At 43.4% G+C, this 15,947-nt stretch carries 15 protein-coding genes; all 15 read left to right on the top strand.

The window, feature by feature from the left end; translation table 11 throughout:
- Nucleotides 1-68: 68 nt before the first annotated feature.
- The 15 genes from LM917_RS16710 to LM917_RS16780 all read left to right on the top strand — a co-directional run bounded on the left by LM917_RS16710 (nt 69) and on the right by LM917_RS16780 (nt 15,857).
- Nucleotides 69-2,096, top strand: coding sequence for a peptidoglycan D,D-transpeptidase FtsI family protein (locus tag LM917_RS16710; RefSeq protein ID WP_232698746.1), 2,028 nt, complete (start codon nt 69-71; stop codon nt 2,094-2,096).
- A gap of 124 nt (nt 2,097-2,220) precedes the next feature.
- Entirely contained in the window at nt 2,221-3,009 is a 789-nt protein-coding gene (locus tag LM917_RS16715; RefSeq protein WP_232698787.1) for an IclR family transcriptional regulator, read from the top strand.
- Nucleotides 3,010-3,245: 236 nt separating this feature from the next.
- A complete protein-coding gene (locus tag LM917_RS16720) occupies nt 3,246-5,513 on the top strand; it encodes a 5'-nucleotidase C-terminal domain-containing protein (protein WP_373688799.1) in 2,268 nt (755 codons plus the stop codon).
- A gap of 251 nt (nt 5,514-5,764) precedes the next feature.
- On the top strand, nt 5,765-6,529 hold the full coding sequence (pxpA, locus tag LM917_RS16725; RefSeq protein ID WP_232698748.1) for a 5-oxoprolinase subunit PxpA: 765 nt from the start codon (nt 5,765-5,767) through the stop codon (nt 6,527-6,529).
- Between the two features lie 32 nt (nt 6,530-6,561).
- A complete protein-coding gene (locus tag LM917_RS16730) occupies nt 6,562-7,263 on the top strand; it encodes a DUF969 domain-containing protein (RefSeq protein ID WP_232698750.1) in 702 nt (233 codons plus the stop codon).
- A gap of 19 nt (nt 7,264-7,282) precedes the next feature.
- Nucleotides 7,283-8,236: a DUF979 domain-containing protein gene (locus tag LM917_RS16735; RefSeq protein ID WP_232698752.1), complete on the top strand. Its 954-nt coding sequence runs from the start codon at nt 7,283-7,285 to the stop codon at nt 8,234-8,236.
- Nucleotides 8,237-8,248: 12 nt separating this feature from the next.
- The gene (gene pcp, locus LM917_RS16740; RefSeq protein WP_232698754.1) at nt 8,249-8,896 is read left to right on the top strand and encodes a pyroglutamyl-peptidase I; all 648 of its coding nucleotides are present in this window, start codon (nt 8,249-8,251) and stop codon (nt 8,894-8,896) included.
- A 106-nt stretch (nt 8,897-9,002) separates the two neighbouring features.
- Nucleotides 9,003-9,662 carry a 5-oxoprolinase subunit PxpB gene (gene pxpB / locus LM917_RS16745; protein ID WP_373688800.1) on the top strand — a complete coding sequence of 220 codons (660 nt, stop codon included), beginning with the start codon at nt 9,003-9,005 and terminating at the stop codon, nt 9,660-9,662.
- Nucleotides 9,659-10,723 (top strand): 5-oxoprolinase subunit C family protein, encoded by a 1,065-nt coding sequence (locus tag LM917_RS16750; RefSeq protein ID WP_232698756.1) that lies wholly within the window; start codon nt 9,659-9,661, stop codon nt 10,721-10,723. The genes pxpB and LM917_RS16750 overlap by 4 nt, the downstream gene beginning before the upstream one ends.
- Nucleotides 10,724-11,198: 475 nt before the next feature.
- Complete coding sequence (locus tag LM917_RS16755; RefSeq protein ID WP_232698757.1) at nt 11,199-11,639, top strand: RrF2 family transcriptional regulator; 441 nt, start codon at nt 11,199-11,201, stop codon at nt 11,637-11,639.
- Entirely contained in the window at nt 11,632-11,817 is a 186-nt protein-coding gene (locus LM917_RS16760) for a YezD family protein (RefSeq protein WP_232698758.1), read from the top strand. Before LM917_RS16755 ends, LM917_RS16760 begins: the two co-directional genes overlap by 8 nt.
- A gap of 110 nt (nt 11,818-11,927) precedes the next feature.
- A complete protein-coding gene (locus LM917_RS16765) occupies nt 11,928-12,962 on the top strand; it encodes a sulfate ABC transporter substrate-binding protein (protein ID WP_232698759.1) in 1,035 nt (344 codons plus the stop codon).
- Nucleotides 12,963-12,985: 23 nt separating this feature from the next.
- Nucleotides 12,986-13,822: a sulfate ABC transporter permease subunit CysT gene (gene cysT, locus LM917_RS16770; protein ID WP_232698760.1), complete on the top strand. Its 837-nt coding sequence runs from the start codon at nt 12,986-12,988 to the stop codon at nt 13,820-13,822.
- Nucleotides 13,823-13,840: 18 nt separating this feature from the next.
- Nucleotides 13,841-14,734 (top strand): sulfate ABC transporter permease subunit CysW, encoded by an 894-nt coding sequence (cysW, locus tag LM917_RS16775; protein ID WP_232698761.1) that lies wholly within the window; start codon nt 13,841-13,843, stop codon nt 14,732-14,734.
- A complete protein-coding gene (locus LM917_RS16780; protein ID WP_232698762.1) occupies nt 14,724-15,857 on the top strand; it encodes a sulfate/molybdate ABC transporter ATP-binding protein in 1,134 nt (377 codons plus the stop codon). Before cysW ends, LM917_RS16780 begins: the two co-directional genes overlap by 11 nt.
- The last annotated feature ends 90 nt before the right edge of the window (nt 15,858-15,947 follow it).

Raw genomic sequence — 15,947 nt, forward strand, 5'->3', positions numbered from 1 at the left:
TGGATTCATGTTTTCTTGATAAACGGAGAAAACTATGAAAAACATGCGGAAAAAGCGAGGATAACAGAATGGATACGTCCGAAAAAAACATGGAAAAACAGGAGCGAAGCAATCGTGTGCAGATTATTTTTCTGATTGCTTTTCTCCTGTTTTGTTCTATTGTGCTACGTCTTGCTTATTTACAATTGGTGCAAGGGGAAACCTTTGAGGCTGTTCTCGATTCAAGAACCAGCAAAAAAGACCCGATCCCCGCCGTGCGAGGAAACATATATGATCGAAACGGAAAGCTGCTTGTGTTTAGCAGAGGTTCATTTACGGCTGTATTTCATGAGAAGGAAGGCTTGAAAAAGGAAGAGGCATGGGAGCTATCTACTCATTTGGCAAGGGTGCTACCTAGAATGGATGCAGCAAAAGTACTGAAAAAAATGGATGCAGGCTATGCGCTAGAAAACGGAAAGGTCATTCCAAGCTCAAGAAGGGCTCCGAAGTATTTAGAAAAAGAGGTAGCTTATGATTTAACACCAGAAATTGTGGCATATATTGAGGAACACCGGCAACAGCTACCAGGCATTGATGTGGTTAGTAAACCGATTAGGGTGTATGATCAGCGCAAGCTAGCCGTGCAAGCAATAGGCTATGTTCGCCCTTATTATGTGGCCGAGAACATAGGAAGTAGCTTCTATCAAGAGGAAAAGGGGAAATACCTGCCTACTCAGTTAGTGGGATTGGATGGTATTGAGAGAAGCTATGAAAAAGAACTACGTGGAGAAAATGGGTACCGAAATTATGAAGTGACCGCAGATCAAAATGTACTGCATGAAGGCAATAAGGTGGCCCCAAAACGGGGGAACAACTTGTATTTGACGATAGACGAGCGGGTACAGCTGGATGTAAGAAATTATATAGAAGAATTTTTGCCGAAATTACGTAGCTCTATCTCTATCGCTTCCCAGGCACGAAGCGCATATGCAGTCGCAATGGAAGTAAAGACAGGCAAAATTGTGGCGATGGTAAGCTATCCTGAATATGATCCCAACCTGTGGGTACAAGGACCAGATGAGAACACCTATGAGCAAATTAAGTATGCAGCCACCAATGGAACAATTAGAGAAGCCCCTTACGACGTACGACCTTTGACAGGTAAGATTGCTGAATGGGAGAATAATAAACATCCCAAATCAGTAGTTCCGGTAGGTTCAGCAGTTAAACCGATAACGGTGCTTCTTGGTTTACAGGAAGGTTTGATCAAGTCCAATGACCGTTGGCAGGATACGGGAGTTTATTATTATGGACGAGGAACGGATAAGATCCGTAATGATGAAGGGCATATTTATGGAATGCTTAATCCAGAGCGGGCTATTCAAAAGTCTTCCAATACCTATATGGCTAGAATCGGACAGGAATTTGCCAGAAAAAGAAAGGCGTCCTCTGTCGAAGTATTATCAACCTATTATCATGCGTTTGGATTAGGTGTAACTACAGGTATCAATCTACCAGGTGAGCAGGAAGGTAAAGAAGACTTCAAGAGCATGGGGAAGCAATATGGTCCGCTTGCCGCAATGGTCCAAGCCTCCTTTGGTCAACAAATCAGAGCAACGACCATGCAATTAACCCAGTATGCAGCGACGTTAGCTAATAAAGGCGTTCGGGTACAGCCGCAGCTGGTAGATCGGATTGTAACTGGTCAGGGAGATGTTATTTTTCAGTCTAAGCCTGTCGTGCAGAGCAAGTGGGAGGCACCAGAATCGTATTGGAATGTAATTAAAAACGGTATGATGCTGGTTACCAAACCTGGAGGTACAGCAGTTCAATCCTTTCGAGATTTGCCTTATGATGTTGCTGCAAAGACAGGGACATCAGAACAGGACATTTATATACCTGTTTCTTTTCACGACTCCATAACTAAGAAATCAAAGACCCGTTGGAGCAAGTATGCACGCGTCAATAATGGCGTCATTATTTCATTTGCCCCAGCAGATAACCCGAAGCTTGCGGTAGCAGTCGTTGTGCCAGAAGGTGGTTATGGAGGGCGATCTGCCTCAGAAATCTGCCGAGCTATCTACCAGGCATACGATAAGCATATCGGTCTTGATTAATATTATTGCATTGCCTGGATAAGAAAAATACTATACGATTTATCATGAGATTTATCATGAGTCACAGGTCGCAATAAGAGTTCGTAACATGAGTTCAATGAGAAGGAAAGGAAAAGAAGCAGGGATGCAAAACAAGAACAAAACAGTTGTAAAGGCAATGGATTTACTGACTTTTTTTCTTACTCATCCAACCCTTACGTTAAAACAATTGGTTGATTTGTCTGGTAAACCCAAAACCTCAGTACACCGTATGGTAGGATCTCTTGAAGAGATGGGTATTTTGCAAAAAGATGCAGAGGGTCGATATCGATTAGGATTACTATTGTTGCAACTAGGTCAACTTGTTTATGATCGTCTGGATATCTGCCAGATTGCCTTGCCCACCATGGATGAGTTGCGTAATGAAGTGGGAGAAGCGGTTAATCTCATTATGAAAGATGGACAAGATGCTCTGTATGTCGAGAAGCTGGATACTCCCCATCCTGTCCGATTATATACGAAGAAAGGGCGAAGAGCCCCTCTCTATGCTGGAGCATGCTCACGAATTATCCTCTCGTTTTTGCCAGAGGAAGAACGGGCAGCATATATGAATCATGTGGAACTAATCCCGATTGCATCGGGAACCATTACCGACAAGGCTCAATTAGCCAGTCTAGTAGCAAGCTCACGAGAGCATTATTATACAATTAGTTTTTCTGAACTGGAAAAAGGAACAGTATCTGTAGCAGCACCTATTCTGGATCATTTGGGGAATATGGTTGCTGGATTAAGCGTGGCAGGACCTGAATCTAGATTTCAGTCGGAGAAACTGGGTAATCTCATTAACAAAACACGAGACGCAGCTGAACATATTTCCAGGCTCCTTGGCTATCAAGAGAGCTTTCCGCAGAGTATGGATACTAGTGGAATATAGTAAGAAAACTGATCATCACATCTTAGATGTTGAATGATCAGTTTTTTTGCGGCCAAAAACAAATCATTTACATTACACCCATATTTGGTATATCAATTGTGAATATACAGTTAAAATCAGATTGTTATCAAGTGAAAAGTAAGCATGTTACCTTGTAGGTTATTTTTGATTAGGTTAGTCTACAAGAGTACGCAACTATAGAGAGTAGCGTAACATTGAGAATAAGGAGGCAGGACATGAGAAGATATAGTCAGGCTTTTAAAGGTCTTGTAAGTACTGTACTTGGTTTTTCGATGATTGCAACGGGTATGATTGCACCAGCTCCTGCAGAGGCAGCAGAAAGTGAAGAGGTACAGATTACTCTGATGGCAACTTCAGATATCCATGGGCGATTTATGCCTTGGGAGTATGCCATGGATGGTCCGAATGATAAAGGAAGTATGACTCAGCTTTATAGCATGATTGAGGAAATTAGAGCTGAGAATCCTAACTCGATTCTTATGGATGCCGGTGATATGATTCAGGACAATTCGGCTGAATTATTTAATGACCAACCCAAGTCCCCTATGATAGCGGCAATGAATGAAATGGGCTACGATATTTGGACGTTTGGTAACCATGAATTTAACTTTGGTCTAGATGTTCTGGATAAAATCAGTAGCCAATTTGAGGGGCAAATCCTTACGGGAAATATTTATAATGAAAATGGAAAACGGTTTCATCCTGCTACCACTATCATTGAGAAAGACGGCGTAAAAATTGGTATTATCGGTATGGTTACCCCAATGATTACCGAATTTGAGGAAGGTACTGATCATTTAAAAGGATTGGTCATTAATAATCCTGTCGAAGAAACCAAAATTGCGATTAAAGAACTAGAAGGCAAAGTAGATGCTATCGTTGGCTTGATGCATATGGGTGTTGATAATGAAAATGGTATCCAGGATACAGGTGTGGCAGATATTGCAAAGGCTAATCCTGAGCTGGACGCCATATTCGCAGGTCACATGCATAAAATGGTGAATAGTGAAGAAGTGAATGGTGTTCTTATCACAGAACCAGATAAGTATGCTACCCATTTATCCCGAATCGACCTTACTTTTGAAAAACAAGGTGATAAGGTTGAATTGAAAAAGAGAGAAGCAAAAGCGATACCGGTAATAGATAAAGATGGGAAAGCAGCTGTTTCTCATGCTGAATTGGAAAAGACGCTCCAACCATTCCACGAATTTGCCCGCGCAGATGCCAATATCTCCGTAGCGGAATTAAAAGGTGGAAATCTAGTACCGAAAAATGAGATTGCAGGTATTCCACAGGTGCAAGTTCAGGCGACACCATTGGCGAATTTCTTTAATGAAGTCATGCTGCATTACAGCAAGGCGGATGTAGTTGCTCACCAGATTGATAACGACAAGGCGAAGCTGGATGTTGGACCAATCAAGAAAAAAGATATTGCATACAACTACCAGTATGCAGGTGGAGAGGTTACGATCTATAAGGTAACAGGTAAGGATCTAAAGGATTATATGGAATGGGCAGCAGGCTATTTTAATTCGACTCGACCTGGTGATGTGACCATTAGCTTTGATGAGAAACGTCGTTCTTCCAAATATAGTACCAATGATTTCTTTGGTAATGTGAAATATGAAATTGATTTGTCTAAACCTTATGGAGAGCGAATCACTAACCTTCGTCGAATGGATGAAACTCCAATTAAAGCGGAAGATTCCTTAAAACTAGGGATGAACTCTTACAGAATGGAAGCACTTCAAGCGAAAGGTGGAGCATTAGAAGGTCGTTCCTTTGAAGAGCTGTGGTCCTCTAAGCAAAATGATGCGTATGGAGAAACAGGTGGAACGATCCGTAACCTTTCCATGAAATATCTTAAAGAAGTGAAAAATGGAGTATATACCCCAAATAATGAACAGTATTGGAAAGTAATCGGTATTGATACAACTGCTCCAGCTCGTGCTGATGTAGTCGAATTAATGAATGACGGTATTCTAGAAGTGCCAAAAACAGCAGATGGGAAGTATACGAATATTGCTTCTATCAACATTAAAGATCCTATAACACAGCAGGAAATAAATGATATTGCTAAAAAAGCTAATTGTAATGCAGATGGCTTTAAAGCAGGTATAACAAAAGGTGAATTCTATCAACAAGTAAACAAAGCACGTAAGGCAAAACCTACTACTACTAACGAAAAACAGAAAACAGATGAAAAAACAGTCCCATCCGCTACAGTTGTACAACCAACTGCATCAACTGTACAACCAGTCCCAGCGCCAACCGTAACTCAGTTATCGAAAAACAACCAAGCAACCGTAACTGTATATTTCTTAAATCTTCGTCTACAGCCATCTCCTGATGCAAAGATCTTGGTAGCAGTTCCGAAAAATACAGTACTTGAGGTAGTAGGTTCTCATCAGGGCTGGCTAAAAGTAATGTACAACGGTAAGACGGCGTATGTAGACCAAGCCTTTGTAAAATTTCTCCCTTAGATATCTCCTATCATTAGGTGCAGGAACAAAATAAATAACGCGGAAAAGTAGCTCATAAATGGGGCTACTTTTTTGTATTTCTTTATACCAACAGCAGATAGAGAAACGTATTTTTCATTCTCACGATTACTCACGAATCCCTTCAATTTTTTATCTTGTCAAAATATTTTAATAATTTTATAATGAAAAACAAACCATATTACGGAATTATAGTTCCGAATTATGGGACGATTGATTGGAGGAGGATGAATATGTACAGGGTGGACTTGAACTGTGATTTGGGAGAGAGTTTTGGAGCGTATCAAATAGGTAAGGACCAGGAGATTCTGCCATTTGTTACGTCTGCTAACATTGCTTGCGGTTATCACGCAGGTGACCCTGCTACGATGCGAAAGACAGTCCGTCTCGCACTAGAAAATGGTGTTGCAATTGGCGCACATCCCGGATTACCTGATTTAAACGGTTTTGGTCGACGAGAGATGATGATTTCTTCAGAAGAGGCATATGAGATGGTGTTGTATCAATTAGGTGCACTGTCCGCCTTTGTAAAAACAGAGGGAGCACAGCTACACCATGTGAAACCACATGGAGCCTTATATAATATGGCAGCCAAAAATCAAATGCTTGCTGATGCGATTGCTCGCGCAGTCTTTCACTTTGATCAGTCATTGGTATTATACGGCTTGTCAGGCAGTGAATTAGTGAAGGCAGGGGAAGCAATGGGGCTTCGGACTGCACACGAGGTGTTTGCTGATCGCACTTATCAACAAGATGGCACTCTTACCTCAAGAAGGGACCCTCGTGCCCTGATCACTGATACGGAGCAGGCAACCTTACAAGTTATTCAAATGATCAAAGAAGGAACAGTAATCTCTGAGCAAGGAACCGAGGTACAGCTAAGAGCCGATACGATTTGCATCCACGGCGATGGAGTACATGCGCTCCAATTCGCTAAAGAGATTCGCCAACGTCTGGAACAAGCAGAAATTTTTGTTGTGCCATTCGCTTCAACGTAGGAAAAAAGCTTAAAGAACAAGGGGGAGTACCCATGTGGCCATTAATAGGAATTCTTATTGTCATAATTGGATTTGCTCTTAAATTTAATCCATTGCTAGTTGTAACTGTCGCGGGAATCGCCACAGGTCTGGCCGGTAATCTCTCTGTGGAAGAAATCCTGATTACGTTTGGTACGGCTTTTGAGAAAAACCGCTATTTATCCCTATTCATATTAACCTTGCCAATCATCGGGCTGTTAGAACGATATGGGCTCAAAGAACAGTCTCAGGTTCTGATTAGTAAAGTAAAAGCGGCAACTACAGGTCGCTTGCTCATCTTGTATTTATTCGTGCGTGAATCCACGGCTGCTTTGGGCTTAACCAGTTTAGGTGGACATGCCCAAATGGTTCGACCACTCGTAGCACCAATGGCAGAAGGTGCAGCAGAAAACAAGCATGGCGAATTACCAGAAGAGCTACGTAATAAGATAAAAGCGCAGTCTGCTGCTACAGATAACGTTGGATTGTTTTTTGGTGAAGATATCTTTATTGCTTTCGGTGCCATCTTACTGATGCATGGTTTCTTCCAGCAAAATGGAATTGTCATGGAGCCACTTCATTTAGCAATGTGGGGAATACCTACAGCCATTTGTGCCTTCCTGATTCACGGAACTCGATTATATCTTTTTGACGGAAAAATCGCAGCGTATATGAAAGAATACAATCACTCTACGAAAAATCGAATCGATGGCTGATGAAGGATGGTGAATCTACATGATATTTCAACTTGAATATGTATACTATATAGCAGGTATTTTTCTAGCGATCATTTCCATACTTTCTTTTACTGATAAAAGTAACCCACGTCGTTTCACTACTGCCCTTTTCTGGGGATTGTTCGGAATCTCTTTTATTTTCGGAAAAGTAATACCTCCGCTTTACATGGGGATTCTGGTCATCGTTCTTGCTATTATCGCAGGATTTGGTGGCGTAAGAATGGGGAGTTACCAACAAACAACCGATCAGGAACGTGAAGCCAGCTCTCGTCGCTTTGGCAACAAACTGTTTATTCCCGCGCTATTGATTCCAATCGTAACGGTGATTGGCAGTGTTGTGTTGAAGAAAACACAGATTGGTGATCTATTCCTGTTAGATCAGCAGAACGTCACATTGGTTAGTCTGGGTATCGCATGTATGATCTCGTTAGTAGTAGCCATGAGCATTACCCGAACCAAAGGAATTCAACCGATTAAAGAATCTCGTCGATTGCTGGATGCGATTGGCTGGGCTTCTGTGCTTCCACAAATGCTTGCCACGCTAGGTGCTTTATTCGGAGCAGCAGGTGTTGGTACGGTTGTTGCTGATTTGGTTGGTTCTGCTATTCCAGTAGATAATCGTTTTTTTGTTGTCGTTGCTTATGTGGTAGGGATGGCACTCTTTACGATGGTAATGGGAAATGCATTTGCTGCGTTCCCCGTGATGACAGCAGGGATCGGACTTCCGCTATTGGTACAAATGCATGGTGGTGATCCTGCTGTACTAGGTGCAATCGGGATGTTCTCTGGCTATTGCGGTACGCTTTTAACTCCGATGGCAGCTAACTTCAACATTGTTCCAGCAGCCTTGCTTGATTTACCTGATAAAAACGCAGTTATTAAAGCTCAGGCTCCAACCGCACTTATCCTACTCACGGTTAATGTGTTCCTGATGTACTATCTCTTGTTTTAGGGAGGGACTTTTATGAAAAAAATTCTACTTACAGGCTTCGATCCGTTCGATGGAGAGGCAATCAACCCTGCCTGGGAAGCGGTTAAAGACTTTGAAGATCGTACGTATGAAAATATCCAAGTATTCGTAAAGCAGATTCCAACGGTTTTTTACCGTTCTCTTGACGTGTTGCGTGAAGCGATTGAAGAGGTACAACCTGATATTGTTATATGTGTCGGGCAGGCAGGTGGACGACCTGATTTTACCGTAGAGCGGGTGGCGATTAATATAGACGATGCTCGCATTGCAGACAATGAGGGGAATCAGCCTGTTGATGAGCCTATCATTTTGAATGGACCGGTTGCCTATTGGTCAACTCTACCGATCAAGGTGATTGTCCAACAAGTGAGGGAAGCAGGGATTCCTGCTTCCGTATCGCATACAGCAGGTACATTTGTCTGCAATCATCTTTTTTATGGGCTTCAACACTTGATAGCTACGCAATCTCACAACATTCGTGGTGGATTTGTTCATATTCCCTATTTGCCTGAGCAAGCAGCGAGATTCCCCCAACAGCCAAGCATGAGTATAGAGCAGGTTAGTAAGGCGCTTGATATCACAATAAAGTACAGCGTAGCTTATGAATCTGACATTAAGGCAATAGAAGGCCAGATTAGTTAGGGGTCTTCCTTTGTCAAACGAGTTGAATGGGATGAAGTCTGTAAAAAGCGAAGTAAAGCTGTTTCCGTTGGGGGATTCAGCTTTGCTCGTTCAATTTTCGCAAGAGATGGATGAATGGGCACATAGTCAGGTGCAAGCACTCGCAAGTCATTTGGAGAACCGTTCATTTACAGGATTTATTGAATATGTACCAGCTTTTACGAGTCTAACTCTGTTTTATGATCCTTATCTTGTATATAAGGAACATGTACGTGAGCCTAATATCAGTCCCTATGAGTGGGTTACTACCTATGTTCAAAACCTGTTGAGTAATCTGGAGGCAGAGAAAAGGGAAGAGCCGCGTATGATTGAAATACCTGTCTGTTATGGAGGAGAGTTCGGTCCTGATTTGGGGGAGGTAGCTACTCATAACGGACTAACCGAAGAGGAAGTAATTCAGATTCATACAAGCAGTACATATAACGTATATATGATTGGATTTGTACCAGGGTTTCCCTATATGGGGGGAATGTCTCAGAGGATCGCCACTCCGAGACGTTCATCGCCACGCCTTGCTATCCCCGCTGGTACGGTTGGGATTGGAGGTTTACAGACAGGTATTTATCCGCTTGATTCACCAGGTGGATGGAGATTGATTGGCCGCACACCTGTCTCCTTATTCTTGCCCGATAGATTTCCGCCTAGCTTGCTGGCTGCTGGAGATCAGGTGCGTTTTAGAGCGATTTCCATGGAAGAATACGTCGCTTATCAGGAGGAGAAGCGATGAGTATACAAGTGCTAAAACCTGGTCTATTAACCACGATTCAAGACCAGGGAAGGGCAGGATATCAACGATTCGGGGTGGTAACGAGCGGAACAATGGATGTAGTGGCAATGCGTGTAGCCAATTTATTGGTAGGTAATGATGAATATGCTCCTGTTCTGGAAATGACTTTAGTAGGACCGAAACTACGCTTTCAAAAAGATACTCTCCTTGCTATTACAGGGGGAGATTTAACAGCGAAGGTGTACGGTAGAAGTCTTCCGCTAAACAGACCAGTCTATCTGAAGGCAGATACGGTAGTGGAGTGGTTTGGTTGTAGAGATGGTTGTCGAGCCTATGTTGCCGTTGCAGGAGGATTTGCTGGAACGGAGGTACTGGGAAGCAAGAGCACGTATTTGCGTGGTTCGTGGGGCGGTCATCACGGTCGTAACCTGAAGGCAGGTGATCAAATTACGTATCAGAATTCAGGCAGGCTCTCCAATCAGTTCAAGGATTCATTGTCTAGACGGATGAATGATACGAATACTATCCATCGGAATATAGAGCTTCACACCGATCATAACGCTAATAGTCCCGCATGGTTTGCTCCAGATTGGCGAGTGGGAAGTGTAATCACGAATCTCTACAGTCGACGGTCACGAGTCAGAATCATATCAGGCACACACTTTACTGATTTCACAATTGAGAGCCAGAGAAATCTTGTGAACCAATCTTTTCGTATCACTCCACAATCGGATCGAATGGGATATCGTCTGAAGGGAGCGCAACTAACCCTTAGTGAACCGCTTGAATTGCTTTCAGAGGCAGTCGTTCACGGTACTATCCAGGTTCCACCAGAAGGCAATCCAATTATTCTTTTATCTGACAGACAAACCACAGGTGGATATCCACGTATTGGGCAGGTCATTACTGTTGATCTTCCCTTGCTCGCACAGGCTAAACCGGGAGAAGAAATCATGTTTAAACTGGTCGATCATCGGGAAGCAGAACGTTTATTGATAAAACGCGAAGATGCTTTACTTGAATTGCAACAAGGCATCCGAATGGCGATGGCTCAGCTATGAGTAGGCTGAAAGCTGAAAGCCAGAGAAATCTATCTGGTAAAATACTTACAACCTAACAAGTTCCATTAGTAAAGATCCCTTAACACGCACTACGAGAGTTGTTGCGTACAAGGGATCTTTACATGTTTCGAGATACCCGTATGAAAATGGGCGTGTTAGAAGTAAATCGGAAGAGACCGTTAGAAGTAAAGAGGCATAAGGTAAAAGTGACAGAAGCCCGTAGACGAATGCCTGTATGAGATGGTCAGGTGAGAGAAGAAAGAAGTGGTTGGAGTGCAAAAATCCCACTTGACAGATAGGAATTGTATGATTAAAATTCAATCAAGATTTCCTATTTCAGAATATTGTTTTATTTTTTACGTAACTGAGTTTCATTTGTATGTATTTCAAGTACGTAATGGGTTCTTGTCGCCAAATCCTTTCGCCCCAATCTTGACTAAATTACTCAAGATTGAGCAGCATGGAGGAATGTTCTTTGAAGGTATCAAGTAAAGGCGAATATGCATTACGTGCTCTACTGCTTCTGGGTCAAAATACTGGTAACGTTCTATCGATATCAGAAATCGCTGAGAAGATTTTGGTCCCTGTTAGTTATTTAGAGCAGATCCTCCTGCAAATGAAGAAAATGGGCTATGTTCAAAGCAAACGAGGGGCAAATGGCGGGTATACGTTACGTGTATCACCGACAGAAATTGCTATTGGAGAGGTAATCAGGCAGCTAGAAGGACCACTTGCTCCAATGAGTTGTGCCAGTGTAACAGCTTACGAAGCGTGTGCGTTAGAACCGACTTGCCTGTTAAAACCGTTATGGACGCTCGTACGTGATACCGTAGCACAGGTGCTTGATGCCACGACACTGGATGATTTACTCAAGAACAAGATTAACGGACATAGAGGAGGAAAAACATATGTCTGAACGCCATGTTACCTCACATGATGTGTGGGTAGAAAGAATACTTACAGCGATGAAGGGAATCGAGTATGGAACCATTCAAATTACCATTCATGACTCCCATATCACTCAGATTGAACGATTAGAGCGTTTACGCTATCCAGTAGAAAAAAGAGACGTACCGAAAAGAGGAAGAGAATAAAGTAGCCGATCGGTCAACCGAAGGCTCCTGTTCGTTTGCAAGAGAAAGCAAGCGAGAGGAGTCTTTTATTTTTTCTACCCATCTTCTGTTAAATAGAAAGGAGATACCTTATGAAAAAACAGACATGGCTTACCTGGATTCTTGCAGGTAGCTTAGCCATTACCGCAGGGTGCAGTGCATCCGACTCCTCGCAAGGAGGAACTACATCTGGTCAGTCTGTAGAGTTACTTAACGTTTCCTATGATCCAACGAGAGAATTGTACCAGGAATACAATGAAAGTTTTGCTGCCTATTGGAAAGAAAAGAAGGGGCAACAGGTTACTATTAAGCAATCTCACGGTGGTTCAGGCAAGCAGTCACGCTCTGTCATCGATGGTTTAGAAGCAGATGTAGTAACGTTAGCTCTCGCTTATGACATTGACGCTTTAGCAAAAAAAGAAATTATTCCACAGAATTGGCAAACCCGACTGGAGCAAAAAAGCTCCCCCTACACTTCCACGATTGTTTTCCTTGTACGAAAGGGGAACCCCAAGGGTATCAAGGACTGGGATGATTTGATTAAAGATGATGTCCAGGTAATTACACCGAACCCCAAAACCTCTGGAGGGGCAAGATGGAACTATCTAGCAGCCTGGGGTTATGCCAAGGAAAAGTACAAAGGAGATGAAAGTAAGGCTCAAGAATTCGTACAGACGCTGTATAAACATGTTCCTGTGCTTGATTCCGGTGCACGAGGTTCCACGACTACTTTTGTAGAGAGGGAAATTGGTGATGTGCTACTAGCTTGGGAAAACGAGGCGTTTTTAGCGGTTAATGAAATTGGGAAAGAGAAAGTAGAGATCGTCGTCCCATCTGTAAGTATATTGGCAGAGCCTCCCGTCACTGTCGTTGACAAGGTCGTAGACAAAAAAGGAACGAGAGAAGTAGCAGAAGAGTACCTGAAGTACTTGTACACAGAGACAGGGCAAGAAATTGCAGCGAAAAACTATTATCGTCCCCGTCTTGCGTCAGTCGCCAAAAAATATGAAGCGCGATTCCCGAAAATCAAACTATTTACGATAGAAGAAGTAGCAGGCTCATGGCAAGAGGCGCAACAGACCCATTTTGCAGATGGTGGTATCTTTGATAAGATATACAGCCCATAGCCAGACATCCAAGGAGTGTTTAGATGAAAAAGAAGTGGAAGCATCCAAGTATTATTCCTGGGTTTGGTCTTTCCTTGGGATATACCATTTCATATCTTAGTCTGTTGGTCTTAATTCCGCTTGCTGTACTGATTTTGAATGCTACTTCTCTAACGTGGGAGCAGTTTTGGCAGATTGTCACAGCAGAGCGTGTAGTTGCTTCATATAAATTAAGCTTTCTTACGTCATTTATCGCCGCGGCTATTAACACGGTTTTTGGAGTGATCATTGCGTGGGTACTGGTGCGTTACCGTTTCCCGGGTAAACGGATCATTGATGGACTTGTCGATCTGCCCTTTGCATTACCGACAGCTGTGGCTGGTATTGCTCTGACTGCGGTGTATGCTCCAAATGGCTGGATCGGGCAATATCTGGAGGAGCTGGGTCTCAAGGTCGCGTTTACTTCGGTAGGGGTTACAACAGCATTGATTTTCATCGGAATACCATTCGTCATTCGCACCGTTCAGCCAGTCCTGCAGGATTTGGACCTGCAAATGGAAGAAGCCGCCGCCAGTTTGGGAGCCTCACGATTCGTCACCTTCTGGCGCATTATTTTTCCTCAGCTATTACCTGCTACGGTAACGGGGTTTACTCTTGCCTTAGCACGAGCGGTAGGTGAATATGGTTCCGTTGTTTTTATATCAGGAAATATGCCTATGAAAACGGAGATTGCGCCTCTTTTAATCATGACAAAGCTGGAGCAGTTCGACTATGAAGGAGCTACAGCCATTGCGACTGTAATGTTACTGCTCTCCTTTATCATTCTGTTTGTGACGAATCTACTGCAATGGTGGAGCAGGCGTATCTATCGTATGGAGTAGAGAGAGGAGAGAAAGCAGATGTCTCATACCAATCAATCACAGCGGGCTACACACCCGACCGCATGGCTCATGATCGCTCTCTCCCTGGTGTTTCTCGGTTTGTTTTTAATCGTCCCTTTGATTGCTGTCTTTTCAGAAGCATTAAAAGGTGGAGTGGGGGCTTTTCTGTCAGCCATCGATGAACCAGAAACAATGGCGGCGATTCGGCTTACCTTGCTGGTCGCAGTGATTGCAGTTCCGCTTAATGCTATTTTTGGAGTAGCAGCTGCCTGGGTAATCGCTAAGTACCAGTTTAGAGGGAAAAATCTCTTGCTTACGCTAATTGACCTGCCCCTCGCTGTTTCTCCTGTTATCTCAGGATTTTTATTCGTGCTTCTGTTTGGGAGTCAGGGTTTACTAGGTCCCTGGCTGGCAGAACATGATCTGAAAATTATATTTGCTGTCCCGGGGATTGTGCTGGCTACTGTTTTTGTCACCTTTCCCTATGTAGCTAGAGAATTGATTCCGGCGATGCAGAGTCTAGGAAATGATGAAGAGGAAGCAGCGATCTCACTAGGAGCTAATGGTTGGCAAACCTTTTATCGGGTGACACTTCCCAATATTAAATGGGGACTCTTGTATGGAGTCATTTTATGCAATGCCCGGGCGATGGGAGAGTTCGGAGCAGTATCTGTTGTTTCAGGGCATATACGGGGATTAACCAATACCATTCCCTTACAGGTTGAGATCTTATATAACGAGTACAATTTCGTTGCTGCCTTTTCTGTTGCTACTCTGCTTGCGATTCTGGCAATCGTGACGTTAATCGTAAAAAGCATCATGGAATGGAAAGCAGAGCGGCAAACGATTGAACAAGAGCCAGACATGATTGTCAGGGCATATGAAACGGGGGGAAGCATACATGGGCATTAGTATTCATAACGTAAGCAAGACCTTTGGTAATTTTAACGCCCTGCAAGATGTCAGTTTAACCATACCGAGTGGGAAATTGGTAGCTTTACTTGGTCCATCCGGTTCGGGCAAAACAACGTTACTACGGTTGATTGCAGGCTTGGAACAAATGGAACAGGGGCAAATCCTGTTTGATGGTGAAGATACGACGACGAAAAGTATTCAGGAAAGGCAAGTGGGCTTTGTTTTTCAGCATTATGCCTTGTTTCGCCATATGAGCGTATTTGATAATGTGGCTTTTGGATTACAGGTACGCTCGAGAACAGAGCGTCCTGCTAAAACAGAGATCCGTGCAAAAGTTCGAGAATTATTACGCCTTGTACAGTTAGATGGTCTGGAATCACGTTTTCCTGCCCAACTATCAGGAGGACAGCGGCAGCGGGTTGCCTTGGCTCGTGCCTTGGCGATTGAGCCTAAAGTGTTGCTTCTTGACGAACCATTTGGCGCTCTTGATGCCAAGGTAAGGCAAGAGTTGCGCAAATGGCTCAAACAACTGCATCATGCTTTGCAAATTACTACTGTTTTTGTGACTCACGATCAAGAAGAGGCATTGGAGATGGCTGATGAGGTCGTAATTGTTAATAAAGGTGGAATTGAACAGGTTGGCTCACCTGTGGAGGTTTACCAACGGCCGGCTAATCCTTTCGTCTATAGTTTTCTGGGACGCGTGAACACGTTTACGGGAAAAGTAGTGGCTGGGGAATTTCAGTTAGGGGCTCTCCGTTATCAGACGGAGGATACGCGTAGGTGGAATAACTCTCATGTAGTGGGATATATTCGACCACATGAGCTGGAGGTTGCTCCTGTTTCAGGTGGAGAAGGATGGGCGGCAGCGGAACTGACGCATATCTCGATGATTGGACCACTTGTTCGACTTGAGTGTAAGCTGATAGAGTCAGGCATTCCTTTTGAGATAGAAGTGAGTGGCGAACAATATCTGGAGATCACCAAACAGGTAAAAGGCAATCTTTACGTAAATGTAAAGCAGATGAGACTCTTCGCTACAAAAGAAAGCCCGATTCAGCTTGAAGAGAAAAACCACATTCAATCGGTATCTCTTGCTGTATCAGAGTTAAAAGCATAGGAAGACCTTATCTACTACTGTAGGGGCAGCAGAAGAAGCACATTTTTTGTCTGCGAACTCGGTTAAGGCCCTGCAAGGGAGTAAAGTCTG

Source organism: Brevibacillus daliensis, from assembly GCF_021245735.1.
In the GTDB taxonomy this organism is placed as follows: Bacteria; Bacillota; Bacilli; order Brevibacillales; family Brevibacillaceae; genus Brevibacillus_B; species Brevibacillus_B daliensis.

Bases quoted from the DNA above. Each gene is read 5' to 3' on its own strand.
- LM917_RS16710 (WP_232698746.1), top strand. From the start codon at position 69: ATGGATACGTCCGAAAAAAACATGGAAAAACAGGAGCGAAGCAATCGT.
- LM917_RS16715 (WP_232698787.1), top strand. From the start codon at position 2,221: ATGCAAAACAAGAACAAAACAGTTGTAAAGGCAATGGATTTACTGACT.
- LM917_RS16720 (WP_373688799.1), top strand. From the start codon at position 3,246: ATGAGAAGATATAGTCAGGCTTTTAAAGGTCTTGTAAGTACTGTACTT.
- pxpA (WP_232698748.1), top strand. From the start codon at position 5,765: ATGTACAGGGTGGACTTGAACTGTGATTTGGGAGAGAGTTTTGGAGCG.
- LM917_RS16730 (WP_232698750.1), top strand. From the start codon at position 6,562: ATGTGGCCATTAATAGGAATTCTTATTGTCATAATTGGATTTGCTCTT.
- LM917_RS16735 (WP_232698752.1), top strand. From the start codon at position 7,283: ATGATATTTCAACTTGAATATGTATACTATATAGCAGGTATTTTTCTA.
- pcp (WP_232698754.1), top strand. From the start codon at position 8,249: ATGAAAAAAATTCTACTTACAGGCTTCGATCCGTTCGATGGAGAGGCA.
- pxpB (WP_373688800.1), top strand. From the start codon at position 9,003: ATGGATGAATGGGCACATAGTCAGGTGCAAGCACTCGCAAGTCATTTG.
- LM917_RS16750 (WP_232698756.1), top strand. From the start codon at position 9,659: ATGAGTATACAAGTGCTAAAACCTGGTCTATTAACCACGATTCAAGAC.
- LM917_RS16760 (WP_232698758.1), top strand. From the start codon at position 11,632: ATGTCTGAACGCCATGTTACCTCACATGATGTGTGGGTAGAAAGAATA.
- LM917_RS16765 (WP_232698759.1), top strand. From the start codon at position 11,928: ATGAAAAAACAGACATGGCTTACCTGGATTCTTGCAGGTAGCTTAGCC.
- cysT (WP_232698760.1), top strand. From the start codon at position 12,986: ATGAAAAAGAAGTGGAAGCATCCAAGTATTATTCCTGGGTTTGGTCTT.
- cysW (WP_232698761.1), top strand. From the start codon at position 13,841: ATGTCTCATACCAATCAATCACAGCGGGCTACACACCCGACCGCATGG.
- LM917_RS16780 (WP_232698762.1), top strand. From the start codon at position 14,724: ATGGGCATTAGTATTCATAACGTAAGCAAGACCTTTGGTAATTTTAAC.